This is a genomic window from Phytohabitans maris, assembly GCF_031085175.1.
GTDB classification, from domain to species: Bacteria; Actinomycetota; Actinomycetes; order Mycobacteriales; family Micromonosporaceae; genus Phytohabitans; species Phytohabitans maris.
In genome coordinates this window covers 132,544-148,205 of the sequence record NZ_JAVHUY010000022.1, presented here as the reverse complement: position 1 = coordinate 148,205, position 15,662 = coordinate 132,544, and the positions used below count along the sequence as shown (strand labels likewise).

General features: G+C 71.1%; 13 protein-coding genes. 5 read left to right on the top strand and 8 right to left on the bottom strand.

All coding sequences use genetic code 11. The features are described from left to right. Window positions 1–68 precede the first annotated feature (68 nt). Entirely contained in the window at window positions 69–1,412 is a 1,344-nt protein-coding gene (locus RB614_RS23715) for an IS701 family transposase (RefSeq protein WP_308714810.1), read from the top strand. A gap of 136 nt (window positions 1,413–1,548) precedes the next feature. Here the strand turns inward: RB614_RS23715 and RB614_RS23710 are convergent, their stop codons facing one another. The 6 genes from RB614_RS23710 to RB614_RS23685 all read right to left on the bottom strand — a co-directional run bounded on the left by RB614_RS23710 (window position 1,549) and on the right by RB614_RS23685 (window position 7,838). Next, the gene (locus tag RB614_RS23710; protein WP_308714809.1) at window positions 1,549–2,730 is read right to left on the bottom strand and encodes an SfnB family sulfur acquisition oxidoreductase; all 1,182 of its coding nucleotides are present in this window, start codon (window positions 2,728–2,730) and stop codon (window positions 1,549–1,551) included. Further along, window positions 2,727–4,106 carry an LLM class flavin-dependent oxidoreductase gene (locus RB614_RS23705; protein WP_308714808.1) on the bottom strand — a complete coding sequence of 460 codons (1,380 nt, stop codon included), beginning with the start codon at window positions 4,104–4,106 and terminating at the stop codon, window positions 2,727–2,729. The genes RB614_RS23710 and RB614_RS23705 overlap by 4 nt, the downstream gene beginning before the upstream one ends. Next, window positions 4,103–4,906, bottom strand: coding sequence for a carbohydrate ABC transporter permease (locus RB614_RS23700; RefSeq protein ID WP_308714807.1), 804 nt, complete (start codon window positions 4,904–4,906; stop codon window positions 4,103–4,105). Before RB614_RS23700 ends, RB614_RS23705 begins: the two co-directional genes overlap by 4 nt. Beyond that, entirely contained in the window at window positions 4,903–5,739 is an 837-nt protein-coding gene (locus RB614_RS23695) for a carbohydrate ABC transporter permease (protein WP_308714806.1), read from the bottom strand. The genes RB614_RS23700 and RB614_RS23695 overlap by 4 nt, the downstream gene beginning before the upstream one ends. Before the next feature lie 107 nt (window positions 5,740–5,846). After that, window positions 5,847–7,193, bottom strand: coding sequence for an ABC transporter substrate-binding protein (locus tag RB614_RS23690; RefSeq protein ID WP_308714805.1), 1,347 nt, complete (start codon window positions 7,191–7,193; stop codon window positions 5,847–5,849). 87 nt (window positions 7,194–7,280) lie between these two features. After that, window positions 7,281–7,838, bottom strand: a complete 558-nt coding sequence (locus tag RB614_RS23685) for a MarR family winged helix-turn-helix transcriptional regulator (RefSeq protein WP_308714804.1) — start codon at window positions 7,836–7,838, stop codon at window positions 7,281–7,283. Window positions 7,839–7,878: 40 nt separating this feature from the next. On the opposite strand from RB614_RS23685, the gene RB614_RS23680 reads away from it, so the two are divergent. From RB614_RS23680 to RB614_RS23665, 4 genes are all read left to right on the top strand, one after another. Continuing rightward, window positions 7,879–8,817, top strand: coding sequence for an EamA family transporter (locus RB614_RS23680; protein WP_308714803.1), 939 nt, complete (start codon window positions 7,879–7,881; stop codon window positions 8,815–8,817). A 127-nt stretch (window positions 8,818–8,944) separates the two neighbouring features. Continuing rightward, complete coding sequence (locus RB614_RS23675) at window positions 8,945–11,539, top strand: M14 family metallopeptidase (RefSeq protein WP_308714802.1); 2,595 nt, start codon at window positions 8,945–8,947, stop codon at window positions 11,537–11,539. Between the two features lie 191 nt (window positions 11,540–11,730). Further along, window positions 11,731–11,934 (top strand): hypothetical protein, encoded by a 204-nt coding sequence (locus tag RB614_RS23670; RefSeq protein ID WP_308714801.1) that lies wholly within the window; start codon window positions 11,731–11,733, stop codon window positions 11,932–11,934. Beyond that, window positions 11,927–13,039 carry an alcohol dehydrogenase catalytic domain-containing protein gene (locus RB614_RS23665; protein WP_308714800.1) on the top strand — a complete coding sequence of 371 codons (1,113 nt, stop codon included), beginning with the start codon at window positions 11,927–11,929 and terminating at the stop codon, window positions 13,037–13,039. The genes RB614_RS23670 and RB614_RS23665 overlap by 8 nt, the downstream gene beginning before the upstream one ends. A gap of 93 nt (window positions 13,040–13,132) precedes the next feature. Here the strand turns inward: RB614_RS23665 and RB614_RS23660 are convergent, their stop codons facing one another. Beyond that, entirely contained in the window at window positions 13,133–14,338 is a 1,206-nt protein-coding gene (locus tag RB614_RS23660) for a cobalamin-independent methionine synthase II family protein (protein ID WP_308714799.1), read from the bottom strand. A 13-nt stretch (window positions 14,339–14,351) separates the two neighbouring features. Then, window positions 14,352–15,617 carry an amidohydrolase family protein gene (locus RB614_RS23655; RefSeq protein ID WP_308714798.1) on the bottom strand — a complete coding sequence of 422 codons (1,266 nt, stop codon included), beginning with the start codon at window positions 15,615–15,617 and terminating at the stop codon, window positions 14,352–14,354. Between the last annotated feature and the right edge of the window lie 45 nt (window positions 15,618–15,662).

The window sequence follows — 15,662 nt, the reverse complement described above, 5'->3', positions numbered from 1 at the left end:
CTAGTAGTGCTTTGTTAGGTCGGCGTGTCGTGGGGTCGTCGGGGTGGTGCGGGTAGTTTCATGCTTCGGTGACTCCGGATGAGCTTTCGGTTGTGCGGCAACGCCTGGAGGCGTTCGCGGCGGACGTGTTCACGCCCTTGGCCCGGTCTGACCAGCGGGTCAAGGGCGAGACGTATCTGCGGGGGCTGTTGCTGGACGGGCGGCGTAAGTCGATGCAGCCGATGGCGGCCCGGCTCGGCGTGGATCATCAGGGGCTGCAGCAGTTCGTGACCACGTCGACGTGGGACACCATGGCGGTGCGGGCGCGGCTGGCCGAGCGGGCGGTAGAGTTGATCGACCCGGTCGCGTGGGTGTTCGATGACACCGGGTTCCCGAAGGACGGCACCGGCTCGCCCGGGGTGGCCCGGCAGTACTCCGGCACCCTGGGCAAGGTCGCCAACTGCCAGATCGGGGTCAGCGTCCACGCGGTCACCGATACGGCGTCGTGCCCGCTGGACTGGCGGCTGTTCCTGCCGGAGTCCTGGGACGCCGCCAAGGCCGGACCGGCCGCGGTCAAGGCGGCCAAGGCCAAGCAGCGTAAGACGTTGACGAATGCACCGCGGGCCACCGCGTCTGTCGAACCGGCCGAGGTCGATGTTGATGCGGTCGCCGCTGCCGCGACCGAGACCGCGCGGCGGCGGCGCCGCAAGGCCGCGATTCCGGAGGATGAGGGCCACCGTCCGAAGTGGATACTGGCAATCGAGATGATCGACGGGCTCGCTGCACACGGATTGCGACCACCCCTGGTCACCGCCGACTCCGGCTACGGCGACAGCGGCCCGTTCCGGGCCGCGCTCGACGAACGCGGCATCCTCTACAGCGTCCAGGTCAAAGGCGAAACCCTCGCCCACCGGTCCGACGCGGAACCCGCGCCACCCACGTGGTCCGGGCACGGCCGCCCACCGACCCGCCCGGACTACCCCGACGACGCGGCCAGCATTGCCCGGCACGTGCTCGACGCCGGCCGCGATGCCGCGACCACGGTCACCTGGCGCGAAGGCAGCAAAGGCATCCTCAGCTCACAGTTCGTGTTCCTACGGGTCCGTCCGGCTGGGCACCGCATCCCCCGCAACCCCGACGGCAGCCTGCCCGAGCGGTGGCTGATCGCGGAATGGCCCGACGACGAGGCCGAACCGGTCACCTACTGGCTATCCAGCCAACCCGCCGACACCGACCCCGTCGACCTGATCCGCACCGCGAAGATCCGCTGGCGGATCGAACACGACTACCGCGAACTGAAAACCGGCCTCGGCCTGGACCACTTCGAAGGCCGCTCCTTCACCGGCTGGCACCGCCACGTCACCCTGGTCACCGCCGCGCACCTGTTCATCACCCTGCTGCGACACGACCCAAAAGCGGCTGCGCCGGCCTGACCCTCTACAAGGTCATCCGCGAGCTGCAATACCTCCTCGCGACCTGGACCGGCGCCTGCCCCACATGCCACCAAACCGTGAAACCCTTACACCACAACCAATCTCGAGTTACCTAACAAAGCACTACTAGGCCCGTTCAGATGATCCCGTTGCGTGGTGGCGGCACGTCGTTGAGCTCCCACTGGCCCAGGTGGCGCACCTTCCACCGGCGCGGGTCGTGCAGCGTGTGGGTGCGCGCGTTGCGCCAGTGCCGGTGCAGGTTGAGCTCCTGCGCGGCCGACCGGGTGCCGACGAGCGCGAAGACCTCGCTGGCGACGGTCAGCGCGGCGGTGTCGGCCTGGGCGCGGGCGGCGGCGACCGCGGCGGAGGCCTCGGCGCTGGAGTGCTCGGTCAGGTCGGCGCGGGCCGCGTCCAGGGCCGCGCCGGCCTCGCGCAGCAGTGCCCGGGCCGACCGGACGAGCAGGGCCAGCTCGCCGAACTGCTGTACGACGGCCGGTTCGTCGGCGGCCCGCTCCACCTCCGCCTCCCACCAGGGTCGGGCGAGCGTGCGGATGAGGTCCTTGCCGTCGCGGAGGGCGGCGACCGCGATGCCGGTGTCGACGGCGGCGTGCATGTAGTTGCCGAACGCGCCGAAGGTCTCCGTGGACTCGAAGATCCTCCACACCGGTACGACGTGCTCGGGCGGGACGACCACGCCGTCGAAGCGGACGGTGCCGCTGCCGGTGGTGCGCTGCCCCATGCCGACCCAGTCGTCCTCGACCCGGACTCCACTGTGGCCGGCGGGGATCCAGGCGGCGTGCAGCTTGCGGCCGGCGTCGAGCGCGTAGATCGGGATCCAGTGCGCGAACGGCGAGCCGGTGGCGTAGTACTTGGTGCCGTCCACGATGTACGAGCCGTCCGGCCGGCGGGCGAAGCCGATCCGGAAGTCGTGCGCGGTGGCGGTGCCGCGTTCGGAAAGGGCGTTGCCGAAGCGCTTGCCGGCCAGCAGCTCGGCGTGGAAGAACTTCCTCTGCTCCGGGGTGCCGGCGTGGCGGAGCACGTCGACGAAGAAGAAGTGGTTTTGCGGGATCTGGCCGATGCTGGCGTCGCCGGCGGAGAGGATCTCGATGACCTCGCCGAGCGTGCGCGCGGAGACGCCCGCTCCCCCGTCCTCGGCCGGCACGGTGATGGCCAGCAGCCCGGTGGCGGCCAGCTCGTCGACCTCGGCGTGCGGCAGCACCCGGGCCGCGTCGCGCTGCGCGTCGCCGGCGGCGAACCGGTCGGCCAGGCGCCGCGCCACCGCGATCGCCTCGGCGTCGTCGCGGATCACGGCGGTCATGACGGCACCGCCCCGATCCGGTAGCGGGCCGCCGGATGGTCGTCGCGCAGGCGTCGCTGGCCGGCGCCGTAGAACGTCTCGCGGAGCGTGCTGCCCGGGTAGGCGTCCGCGACGAGGCCGCGGCGGCGCAGCTCGGGCACGAGGTGGTCGACGATGTCGACGAACGTGCCGGGGGTGATCGCGTACGCCAGGTTGAAACCGTCCACATCGGCCTCGTCGACCCAGCGCTGCATCTCGTCGGCGACGGTGGCCGGGCCGCCGACCACGACCGGGCCCATGCCGCCGATGCTCACCCACTTGGCTATCTCGCGCGGGGTCCACTCACGGTGTGGGTCGGCGGTGGAGAACGCCTCGACCGCGCTGCGCACCGCCTCGGTCTCGATGTACCGCAGCGGCGTGTCCGGCTCGAACCCGGACAGGTCGAGCCCGCTCCACCCGCCGTAGAGCGCCAGGGCGCCCTCGTAGCTGGCGTACCGCTGGTAGTCCTCGTACTTGGCCCGCGCTTCCTCGTCGGTCGGCGCGGTGATGACGGTCAGCAGCGAGAAGAACTTGACGCTGGCCGGGTCGCGGCCGAGCTCCTCGGCGAGCGCGCGGGTCTGCCGGATCGACGGGGCGAGCACCTCCGGCCGGGTGCCGGTGGTGAAGATGCCCTCGGCGTGAGTGGCCGCGAACCGCCGCCCGCGCGGCGAGGCGCCGGCCTGGAAGAGCACCGGGGTCCGTTGCGGCGACGGCTCGGACAGGTGGATGCCGGGGACGCTGAAGTACCGTCCCTTGTGCTCGATCGGACGCACCTTGGCCGGGTCGGTGAAGATGCCCCGCTCCCGGTCGCGGACGACCGCGTCGTCCTCCCAGGACGACTCCCACAGCTTGTAGACGACCTCCATGAACTCGCTGCCCACCTCGTACCGCTCGTCGTGCGGGATCTGGGTGTCCAGGCCGAGGTTGCGGGCCGCACTGTCCAGGTAGGAGGTGACGATGTTCCAGGCGATCCGCCCCTTGCTGAGGTGGTCGAGTGTGGACAGTGTGCGGGCGAACTTGTACGGCTTCTCGTACGTGGACGAGACGGTGATGCCGAAGCCGAGGTGCTCGGTGACCGCGGCCATCGCCGAGACGGCCAGCAGCGGGTCGTTGACCGGGATCTGCGCGGCGTCGAGGATGGCCGGCTCGGGGCCGCCGCGGAAGACGTCGTACACCCCGACGACGTCGGCGATGAACAGGCTGGTGAAGCCGCCGCGCTCCAGCAGCTTGGCCAGGTCGGTCCAGTAGTCCAGGTCCCGGTACCGGTGCGACTGGTCCTCGGGGTGCCGCCACAGCCCCGGCGACTGGTGCCCGACGCAGGTCATGTCGAACGCGTTGAGGTGGATCCGCTTGCTCACTTCGTCGCTCCCGTGGTCAGGCCGGCCACCAGCCAGCGCTGGGCGATGACGGCCACCGCGTACATCGGGGCGATGGCCACCAGTGACGCGGCCGCCTGCTGTCCGAACTGGACGGTCCGGTCGCCCTGGAAGAGGGAGAGGCCGACGGTCAGCGTCTGGCTGTCGGTGCGCTGCGAGAACGACACCGCGAAGAGGAACTCGTTGTACGACAGGAACAGGCAGATCAGCAGCGCGGCGACCACGCCCGGGGCGATCAGTGGCAGCACCACGCGCAGCAGCCCGCGCCCGGTGCTGGCACCGTCGAGCCAGGCGGCCTCCTCGACCTCGACCGGCACCCGCCGCACGAACCCGTCCAGCAGCCACACCGCCACCGGTACGTTCGCCAGCCCGGTGACCAGGGCCAGGCCGAGCAGGCTGTTGGTGAGGTCGAGGTTGCGCAGCAGGTGGTACAGGGGCAGCATCGCGACGACCGGCGGCGCGCAGTAGCTGGCCAGCAGCGCGCTGCTCAGCCCGCGGCCGTGGCGGCGGGCCCGGGCGGTCACGTAGGCCGCCGGCACCGCGACCAGCCCGGTGAGCAGCGCGGAGCCGAGCGCGACCACCCACGAGTTGGCGAGCATCCGGGCCAGCGGCACCGTGTCGAAGGCGCGCGGCCAGTTGCCCCAGTACAGCTGGGTGGGGAGCCACCCTCCATTGAGGACGTCGTCGTTGGTGCGCAGCGAGAGCGAGACGAGGTACAGGATCGGCAGCGACATCAGCAACGCGACCGTGACAAGCCCTACGCGTACCAGGGTGGGTTTCATCGGTCGCGCACCACCCGGTGGCGCGCGGCGGTGAGCGCCGCGGTGATCACGCCGACGACCACCGCGAAGACGAGCGTTTCGGCGGCGGCCGTGCCCATGTCGTACTGGCCGCGCAGCCCGGTGCGGTAGATCTCGTACGAGGAAAGGATGGTGGAGACGCCCGGCCCGCCCTCGGTGACCACCACGACGAGGTCGAAGACCTTGAAGCCGATCACCACCTTGATGAGCGCGACGGCCAGCACGGTGGGCAGGATCGCCGGCCACACCACCGACCGGAACGAGCGCCAGGCGCCGGCCCCGTCCAGTTGCGCCGCCTCCAGCAGCTCGCCGTCGACGCCGAGCAGGGCGGCGAAGACCAGCAGCGTCACGAACGGCGTCCACTGCCAGGCGTCGATCAGCAGCAGGGTGGTGAACGCGCCCGGCCCGCTGCCGAGCGGGTTGAAGCCGGGCACGCCGAGCGCGCTCCACACCCCGGCGAACGACCCGCCGACCGGGGCGAGCATCAGCTTCCACGCCACGCCGACCATCACCGGCGGGGTGACCAGCGGCAGCAGCAACAGCGTGCCGGCCGCACCGAGCCGCGGCCCGCGCGCCCGCAGCAGCACCGCCAGCCCGGTGCCCAGGGCCACCTGGAGCAGCGAGCCGGCGAGCGCGAAGACGACCGACCGGACCAGCGAACCGTTGAACGCGAGCGAGCGGTTGGCCTCGACGAAGTTGTCGAAGCCGCTCCACTGCTGCAGCGGGCGGGCCAGGGACGACCGGGTGAAGGCGAGGCCGACCAGGTAGATCGTCGGGTAGGCGAGCAGGACGGCGAGGCCGCCGAGGGAGGGCACCGCCAGCCAGAACGGTACCCTCCCGGCCCGTCGACGCCGCGGGCCTTGGCGGTCCGGCCCTCGTGGTACCGGCCGCGTGGCCTGTGGCGCCGCGACGTCGACGGCGGTCATCGCGACAGCTCGCGTTCCCAGGACTCCTGGGCGCGTCGCAGCGCCGTCTTGGCGTCCTGCTGTCCCTGCACGGCGAGGGCGAGCTGGTCGACGAGGTCCTGGAGGATCTTCGGCGCGCTCGGCGCCTTCGGCCAGACCAGCGGGGAGCCGTCGAGGTTTTGCCGGATCACGCTCGACGCGGTGGGTGTGGCCTTGGCGTACTCGCCGGAGTGGAGCACGCTCTTGCGGTTGGGGTCGATGCCGGCGCCGGCGGTGGAGGCCTGGCTCAGGTTTTGCTTCGCCGCCGTGGCCCACTTGACGAACGCGGCCGCCTCGGCCTTGTGTCGGGAGGCCGAGGAGACCCCGAGCCCGAAGCCGGCGTCGAGCGCGGTGCGCGGCGTCGTGTTGCTCCCGCCGACCGGCAGCGAGACCACGCCCCACTTGCCGGAGATCTTCGACACGCTGGGATCGTCGGCCCGCAGCGACATGTCGGTCCAGGTGTCGATCATCGCGCCCTGCCCGGAGAGGAACGCGGTGTTGGCCTGGTCGAAGCCGATCTGCAGCGGGGTCGGCAGCGCGTGCGGGCTGACCGCGATCAGGTGCTCGGCGGCGGCGAGCGCGGCGTCGCTGGTGAGCGTGGGCGCGCCGCCGGCGTCGACCAGCGTGCCGCCGTAGCCGGCGAGGCGGTTGATGAACGAGCAGCCGAGGATCATCGGCACCTGCTGCCCCTGCACGATCGCCCCGTAGTACTTGCCGCCGCCCTCCTGGGTGATCTTCTTGGCGGCCGCGTCGTACTCGTCCCACGTCGCCGGCGGCTGGAGCCCGTGCCGGTCGAAGATCTCCCTGTTGTAGAAGAGGATGTGCAGGTCGCCGTCGTACGGCAGGCCGTAGCGGCGCCCCTCGTAGAGCGTGTACGGGTCGTAGATGGAGGGCAGGAAGTCGGCGGTGTCCAGATCGGACTGCCCGCCGATCCAGTCGGTGAGGTCGACCAGCGCGCCCGCGTCGACCAGGGCGCCGAGCCCGAAGTAGAAGTAGTCGAAGACGTCGAACTCGCCCGCGCCGCCCTGCACGTCCAGGATCTGCTTGCTGGTCAGCTGGTCGTACGGGACCGCGGTGACCTCGATCTTGCCGCCGGTCTCGGTGGCCCACCGGTCGGCCAGGATCTTCGTGAACGCGGTGACGTGCGGCTGGTTGACCATGAGCCGCAGCGTGACGCCCTTGGGCTCGGCGGCGGCGTCCGCGGCCAGCGCCTCGCCACCGCCCTCGCCACCGCACGCGGCGAGGACAGGTCCGAGCGCGGCGAACCCGCCGGCGAGACCGGCGGCGCGCAGCAGTTGGCGGCGAGACAGCGACGTGACAGACATCCCAGGACTCTCCTCCGACCCGACCAATACTAGCCCACAAATCCTATGGGTTAGATAGGCTAATCGGGAAGATCGTGTACCCGGTCCTCACCCGCGGTCAGGCGGCGCGCCGCTACCCGGTCTCGTTTCTCGAGCTCCGGTCTGAAGTGGAGTCTCGAAGCCCGCGAGCCAGGTCGCGAGGAGCGACTCCAGGTGAGCGGCTTCGTCCGGCGCCAGGAGGTCGAGGAGGCGGCGTTCATTGCGCATGTGCTCGGTGAACGCCTGGTCGATCAGCTCCCGGCCGGCAGCGGTGAGGGCGACGACCCGGCCGCGGCCGTCGCTCGCGCTGGGGCGGCGGGTGACGAGTCCGTCGCGTTCCAGCCGGTCGATGCGCTTGGTCATGGCGCCCGTGGTGACCATGGTGAAGGCGGCGAGTTCTCCGGGCGCGCGTTCGAACGGCTCGCCCGCGCGCCGGAGAGTGGCGAGAACGTCGAACTCACCCTCCCCGAGCCCGTAGCGCCGGTAGACGACCTTGAGCTGCTCGGTGAGGTGGCCGGCGAGGCGGTGCAGTCGCCCGATCACGCCCTGCGGGCTCACGTCCAGATCGGGCCGTTCGCGGGCCCAGGCCTGCTGGATGCGGGCGACGTGGTCGAGGTACTCGGTCACGCCACCGACTATAGCTTCCACGGAAGGTATAGTCGCTTCCGTGGAAGCTACTTTTCGATGGGCGGCTCTCACCGCTGTCGCGCCGGTGGCGTGGGGTTCGACCTACTTCGTCACCCATCGGTACCTGCCGGCCGACTATCCGCTGTACGGCGCGGTCATCCGGGCGCTGCCCGCGGGCCTGCTCCTCCTGCTCGTGCGCCGGACGATTCCCCGTGGCTCGTGGTGGTGGAAGTCGCTGGTCCTCGGCACCCTGAACATGGGTGCGTTCTTCGCGCTGGTCTACCTGGCGGCACAGGCGCTGCCGACGAGCGTCGCCGCCACGATCATGGCGACCGCACCGGTCGTGATGATGCTGATCGCCTGGGTGGCGCTGTCCGAACGCCCGCGGGTGGCACACCTGGCCGGTGCCGGCATCGGGATCGGCGGCGTATGCCTCATGCTGTTCGACGGCGCGACGGCCGTCGACCTCTCCGGCGTGCTCGCCTCCATCGCGGCCATGGTCATGTCCTCCCTCGGCTACGTGCTCGCCAAGAAGTGGAGCGCCGACACTGACGTGTTCTCGCTGACCTCGTGGCAGCTCATCGCCGGGGGCGCGGTCCTGCTGCCCGTCGCCGCCGTCGTGGAAGGGCCGCCGCCCACTCTTGACGGGCCGGCGGTCGCCGGCTTCGGCTACGTCACGGTCGTGGCGACCGCGGTCGCCTTCGCCGCCTGGTTCACCGGACTGCGCCACCTGAGCGCCGGCACGGTGGGGCTCGTCGGACTACTCAACCCGATAACCGGCGTCCTGCTCGGCGCCGTGCTCGCCGGCGAAACACTTGCTCCGCAACAGATCTGCGGTATCGCGCTGGTGTTCCTCGGAATCCTCCTCGGACAGCCCGCCGCGGCCCGCCTCGTCGCACTCGTTCGCACCACACCCGCCACGCGTTCGGTAAAGCGATCGCGCAACGGGATCGCCGTATCCAAATCTAGCGGGGGCTGACGCTCCGAGCCTCAAGTTTCACTCAACGTCGCTGTGTGACCGGCGCACAACGCAGAGCAACCGCATTAGATCGACGACAACCGAAGGCGCGGTCGCGCCGTACACCGTCGTACGCGAGGGGCTCACAGTGGACCGAAGACTCCCCAGGAAGACTCTGCCGGCCGCGGTCGCTCTAGCGCTGCTGGCAGTACCCGCCCTCACCTCCGCCACGGCGGGTGGCGCGACCGCCGCCGCCCGCGTGCCGAAGCCGCAGTCCGTGATCGGCTGGGCGCCGTGCGCCGACTACAAGCTCGCCACCTACGAACAGGTCGCCGAGTACTACCGCAAGCTGGACGAGGCGAGCGACCGGATGGCGCTCGTGGAGATCGGCAAGTCCACCGAGGGACGGCCGCAGCTCATGGCGATCGTCTCGGCGGAGAAGAACCTCAGGCCGAAGAACCTCGAACGGTACCGGGAGATCTCCGTCCGGCTGTCGCAGGGCGACGCGCTCTCCGACTCGGTCGCCAAGGCCATGGCCGCCGAGGGCAAGGCGGTGGCCTGGGTCGACTTCGGCATCCACTCCACCGAGGTCGCCGGCCACCAGTCCGCCCCGCAGTTCGCGTACGACCTGGTCAGCAGCGAGAGCGCCGAGGCCAAGAGGATCCGCGACGACGTCATCACGCTGATCGTGCCCAACGTCAACCCGGACGGCCAGACCAAGATCGCCGACTGGTACCGCCAGAACCTGGGCGGGCAGTACCAGGACGCCGGTTATCCGCGGCTCTACCAGAAGTACGCCGGGCACGACAACAACCGCGACTGGTACATGTTCAACCTGCGGGAGACGCAGAACGTCGGTCGGCAGCTCTTCCACGAGTGGCTGCCGCAGATGATGCACAACGTCCACCAGACGGCGGTCTTCCCGGCACGCATCAGCATCCCGCCGTTCGAGGACCCGATGAACCCGAACATCCACCCGCAGGTGCTGCGGGGTGTCAACCTCATCGGCGACGCGATGGGTCAGCGCCTCGACCGTGAGGACAAGGTCGGCGCGCTCGCCCGCCAGACGTACGACATCTGGTGGAACGGCGGCGCCCGCACCTCGCCGTACTTCCACAACCAGGTCGGCATCCTGACCGAGACCGCGCACGCGTCGGCGACCCCGCGCGTCTACGACCCGGCCGAGTTCCCGGAGACCTTCGCCGACGGCACCTCGACCACTGAGCCCTCGGTGTTCTACCCGAGCCCGTGGAAGGGCGGCGAGTGGCACCTGTCGCAGAGCTGCGAGTACATCATCTCCGCGTCCTGGGCGATGTTGCGCCAGGCCAGCGACGACCGCGAGGGCTGGCTGTACGGCGCGTACCAGATGGCCCGCGACGGCAAGCGCGACGGCGGCGACACGACCTACGTGATCCCGGCCGACCAGGCGGACTTCCCGACGGCCACCAAGCTCGTCGACAAGCTGCGCTGGAACAACGTCGACGTCGAGCAGGCGCTGTCGGCATTCAGGGTCGGCGACCGGAGGTACCCGGCCGGCTCGTACATCGTCCGGGAGGCACAGCCGTACCGGGCGGCCGTACTCGACCTGCTCAACGCGCAGGTGTACCCGAACCGGGTGCGCTACCCCGGCGGGCCGCTCGAACCGCCGTACGACATCACCGGGTACACGCTGTCGTTCCAGATGGGCGTGACGGTTGACAAGCTCGACAAGGCCGTTCGGGTCGACACCGTCGACGTAGCCTGGCCGAAGCCGCCGGCGGGCACCGTCGCCGGGGCGCCGAAGCACTCCTACGCGCTCGACCCGCGCGTCAACGACAGCGCCACCGCTGTGAACGCACTGCTCGCCCAGGGCGAGACGGTGTGGCGCGGCGACCGCGAGGTGAAGACCCGCACCGGCAAGCTGCCGGCGGGCACGTTCCTCGTCAAGGCCGGCCGGAACACCGGCGAGCGGGTCACCGCGCTGGCGAATCAGCTCGGCCTCTCGGTCGCCGCCGTCGACGCGACCCCGACCGGCATCACCGGCCTCAAGGCGCCCCGGCTCGGCCTGTACGACGGGTTCAACAACTACGACGAGGGCTGGAGCCGGCTCACGCTCGAGCAGTTCAGGTTCCCCTACACGACCATCACCAACACGGTCGTACGCGCCGGCAACCTGCGGGCCGCGTTCGACACCATCGTGCTACCGGACGCGACGTACAACTCGATGCGCAACGGCCGGGCAGCCGGCTCGCTACCGCCCGAGTTCACCGGTGGCATGACCGACGCCGGTATCGCCAACCTCAAGGCATTCGTCGAGGCCGGCGGCACGGTAGTCACCTTGAACCGGGCCGCACAACTGCCGATCCGCGCGTTCGGCGTACCGGTCAAGGACCTCTCAGCCGACGCCGAGGAAACCGAGTACAACATCCCCGGCTCGGTGCTCAACCTCGGCACCGACCCCAGCGACCCGGTCGCGGCCGGCTTCGCCCCGACAACGGCCGCGTTCGTCGCCGACAGCCCGATCTTCGATGTCGACGCGGACGCCCAAGGCGTGTCGGTCGCCGCGACCTGGCCGCAGTCGAACCTGCTGAAGAGCGGCTTCCTGCTCGGCGAAGACCTGATCGGTGGCAAACCGGCCATCGTCACATCGGAACTGGGCCAGGGACAGGTGGTCATGATCGGCTTCAGGCCCCAGCACCGGGCCCAGTCACACGGAACATACCGGTTCCTGTTCAACGCCATCTACCTCGGCGGTCAGGGCTAGGGCCGACCCCGGTGGCCGGTCGGCGGAAACGCCGGCCGGCCGTACCCGCGGCCAGGTCCCGGATCGTGCTGCCCGCCGGGCCGCGGCGGCGGATCGGGCCGGCGACGATCCGCTCCCGGGATGGTCGCTCGCGCTAGCGTCGGCACCGTCCATACGCTCGTCACAGACCGTGCCCATCGAGGGGAACGCCCATGCGTGAGCTCACCTGCCTGCTACGCCGCCACGCCGAGTGGCGGGAGGCGCCCGACCCGGTGCTGCGTGGCGACCGGAAGGCGATCGTCGCGCCGGAGGAGGCGGCTGGCCTCGCCCCTGGCGACCTGGTCGTGGTCCCGTGGGCGACCTCCTGCGACCGCCGCGCCGAACGGCGCCTGAAGCCGGGCTTCGTCCGTGCCTGAGCTGGTCTACCTCCGCGCCGGCAAGCTCGTCTGGCGGGACGGCCCGGCACCGCTCCCGGCCGGGCCGGGCGACGCCGTCGTGCGCCCCTTCGTCGCCGGCCGCTGCGACGGAGACACCCTCCCGCTGCACCGCCCGGTCTCCCGGGCGCTGCAGGCCGGCATGGCGCTGGGACTCGTCGACCCGATCGTCGGAGCCATCTGCGGCCGGGTCCCGTTTCGTGGCCCGTTCGCCATCGGACACGAATGCGTCGCCGAAGTCCTCGACGTCGGCGCCGGCGTGCGCCACATCCACCCCGGCCAGACCGTCATCGTGCCGTGGGCCGTCTCCTGCGGCACCTGCCCACCCTGCCGCCGCGGCCTGACCTCCCGATGCGCCGCCACCGCCGGCAAAGGCGCCCTCGCCGCCTACGGCTTCGGCCCGGCCGCCGGCACCTGGGGCGGCATGGTCGCCGACCACATCCGGGTACCGTTCGCCGACCACATGCTCGTCCCCCTCCCCCACGACGTCCCGCCGCTGCGCGCCGCGGCCGCCTCCGACAACCTCGCCGACGCCTGGCGCGCGGTCGTTCCCCCACTCGCCGAACGCCCCGGCGCCACCGTGCTCGTGCTCGGCGGCGGCGCCAAGAGCATCGGCCTGTACGCCGCCGGCCTCGCCGCCGCCCACGGCGCCGCCACCGTCCACTACCTCGACGACGATCCGGCCCGGCGAGACACGGCGACCTCGTTCGGCGCCGAGGCCGCGCCGCTGAGCCGCGCCACGCGCGAGCGGTACGACATCGCCGTCGAAGCCACCTCCCGCCCCCACGGGCTGCGCCGCGCCCTGACCGCGCTCGCACCCGGCGGCGTCTGCACCGCGGTCGGCTACTACCTCGCCACCGGCACCCGCCTGCCGCTCATGCGCATGTACGCCAACGACAGCACCCTGCGCCTGGGCGTCTCCCACCCCCGCGCGGTCCTGCCCGACCTGCTCGCCTTCCTGGCCCGCACCGGGTTTCCCGCCGAACGCGTCACCAGCCTGCTCGCCGCCTGGGACGACGCACCCGGCGTCTACGCCGCCAAAACCACCAAGCTCGTCCTGCACCGGGAGCGGGTCACCGCCGGTTAGCGCTCACCGTCTACAGTGCACCGTCTACCTTCGACATCCAACCCGCTCGACGGCGCCGTATCGAGAGATGATCATCCGCCCCGGTTGGGCGGCCTACGCCTTCCACAGTCGGGACGTGGCGAGGGCGGCGCCGTCGGACATCGCCCGGAGCTTGGCCCAGACGATCTCGGCGTGCCCCACCCGGGAGCCGATCCCGCAGTCGGTACCCGCCTGGAGGTTTTCCCGGCCGACCACGCCGGCGAAGTTGACCAGCCGCTGCGCCACCAGTTCCGGGTGCTCGACAAGGTCGGTGGCGTGGCTGACCACGCCGGGCACGAGCACCTTGCCCTCGGGGAGCTTGACGTCCTCCCAGACCCGCCACTCGTGCGCGTGCCGGACGTTGCCGGCCTCGACCGCGTAGTGACCGGCGTCGATCGTGACGAGCAGGTCCGCGATGTCGCGCAGCGGTACGTCCTGGGTGTGCGGGCGGTGTCCACTCCCCCAGCACATGTGAAACCGGACCAGCTCGCTCGGCAGGCCCTCGATCGCGTGGTTGACGACCTCGACCGCGAATCCCAGGTATCGCCGCAGCTCCTTGAGCGTCCACTCCGGATTGTACTGCCAGGTCGTGGCGAACTCCGGCTCGTCGATCTGGAGGACGAGACCCGCGTCCGTGACCGCCTTGTACTCCTCGCGCAGCGCCTCCGCCACCGCCATCATGTACGACTCTTCGCTGTCGTAGTACTCGTTGCGGGCGCCGGCGCCGAGGCTGAGCGGGCCGAGCGCGGCGATGAAGCCATCCACGTCCTTGCCTTCGATGCCGGCTTTGAGCGCCCGCACGTCTTCGGCGATCGCGGCCTGGCCGGTGTACCTGACCGGCCCGGTGCACACCTGGACGGTCGTCCGCTCGGGTGGCGCCTCGCCGGGGCTGGCGAAGCCGGGCCGGACCGGGCCGCCCGAGCCGGACAGCCACAGCCCGGAGGCGTGGAAACCGGGGAAGTCCTTGCGGTCCCGGGCACCCACGCCGGCCCGCTTGGGCTGGCGGGTCTCGTCGACCGGCAGCCACTCCCAGCCGGTGACCCGGGAGAAGATGTACCCGTGGTAGTTGTTCGCCGCGGCCGCCTTGACGTACTCGCCGTCGTTGAGGATGTCGACGCCGCAGTCCATCTGCTTCGCCACCACCTCGGCGACCGCGCCCGGCACCCGCGCGTCGATCTCGGCACGCGCCGCACCGCCCTTGGCGATGAGCGCGTCCAGGTCGTCCGGGCGGGGCAGGTTGCCACCGTGGGTGGTGCGGATCCGGTCGGCGGTTCGGTTCATGCGCGCGACTCCTCTAGCTCGTGGCGGCCACGGCGGTGGCCGCGGGGGAAGGGGTGCCGGCCGCCGTGGCCCGCGCCGGCAACCAGCCCCACGGGTGGGTGCCCCAGCGCGGCGCGTACGGCACGCCGGCCCGGATGGTCTGCACCGGCACCAGCCCGGCCTCTCCGGTGAACGACTCCTTGACCGTGTCGGTGAACTCGAACTCGCCCGGCACCACGTCGAACACGGTCAGGTCGGCCTCCCGCCCGGCCGCGACCGCGCCGAGCGTGTCGTCGAGGCCGATCGCGCGGGCGGCGTTCGCCGTCGTCATCGCGACCACCTCGGACAGGCTGTATCCGACGGCCATGAACTTGGCCATGCACTCCAGCAGGCTGTGGAAGCTCTGGCCGAACACGGTGAGGTCCGAGCTGATCGTGTCCGGCCCGAGCCCGGCGGCGCGCTGCTCCCGGGCGACCCGGTGGCCGAAGTTGCCCATGCCGAGCGCGGAGTCGAGCACGACGCCGCGGGCGCGGGCCGCCGCCAGCAGCGGTGCGGTCTGGTCGAAAGCGTGCATCACGCCGCCGACGTTGGGCGTACACAGGTGGGTCAGGATGTCGCCCGGCTCGAACGACTCGATCAGAAATCGGGTGACCTCCTGCATCCGGGCCGCGGTCTGCGCCGTGCCGGACAGGTCGCCGATGTGCACCATCAGCGGCAGGCCGTGCTCGCGGGCGATCGCCTTGGACCGGGCGACGATCTCCTCGCCGTCGGTCAGGACCAGCGGGCCGACGAGCCGGAGCTTCAAACCGCGTACCAGACCGGGATTCGCCGCGACACAGGCCCGGATCGCGTCGGCGTCGACGTCGGTCAGCGCGGTCACGTCGGCCTTGCCCGGCATGGTGTGCGCGTGGCTGCCGACGTTGAGGTAGCAGATGATCCGGGTCCTGGCCCGGTCGACCACGTGGGCGGCGAGCACACCGACGTTCGCGACGCCCACGGAACCCGCGTCGAGCACGGTGGTGACGCCGGACTCGACGCCGATGAAGTCGGGCTCGCAGCACTCCATGCCGACACCGGACGTCGTGGCCCCGTACGCCACGTGGGTGTGCACGTCGATCAGGCCGGGCACGACGTACCGCTCCGTGCCACCCAGGTCGAGCACCTGGCGGGCCTGCCCGGGCGGGATCTCCCGCTCGACCGCAGCGATCCGGCCGCCGGCGATCGCGATGTCCAGCCGGTCGTCGATGCCCTGGCCCGGATCGAGCACGTGGCCGTTGACGAGCAGCAGGTCGTAGGTCATCGAAATCCCTTTCACCCGCGGCCGGCGGAGCGGACTCACGCTACC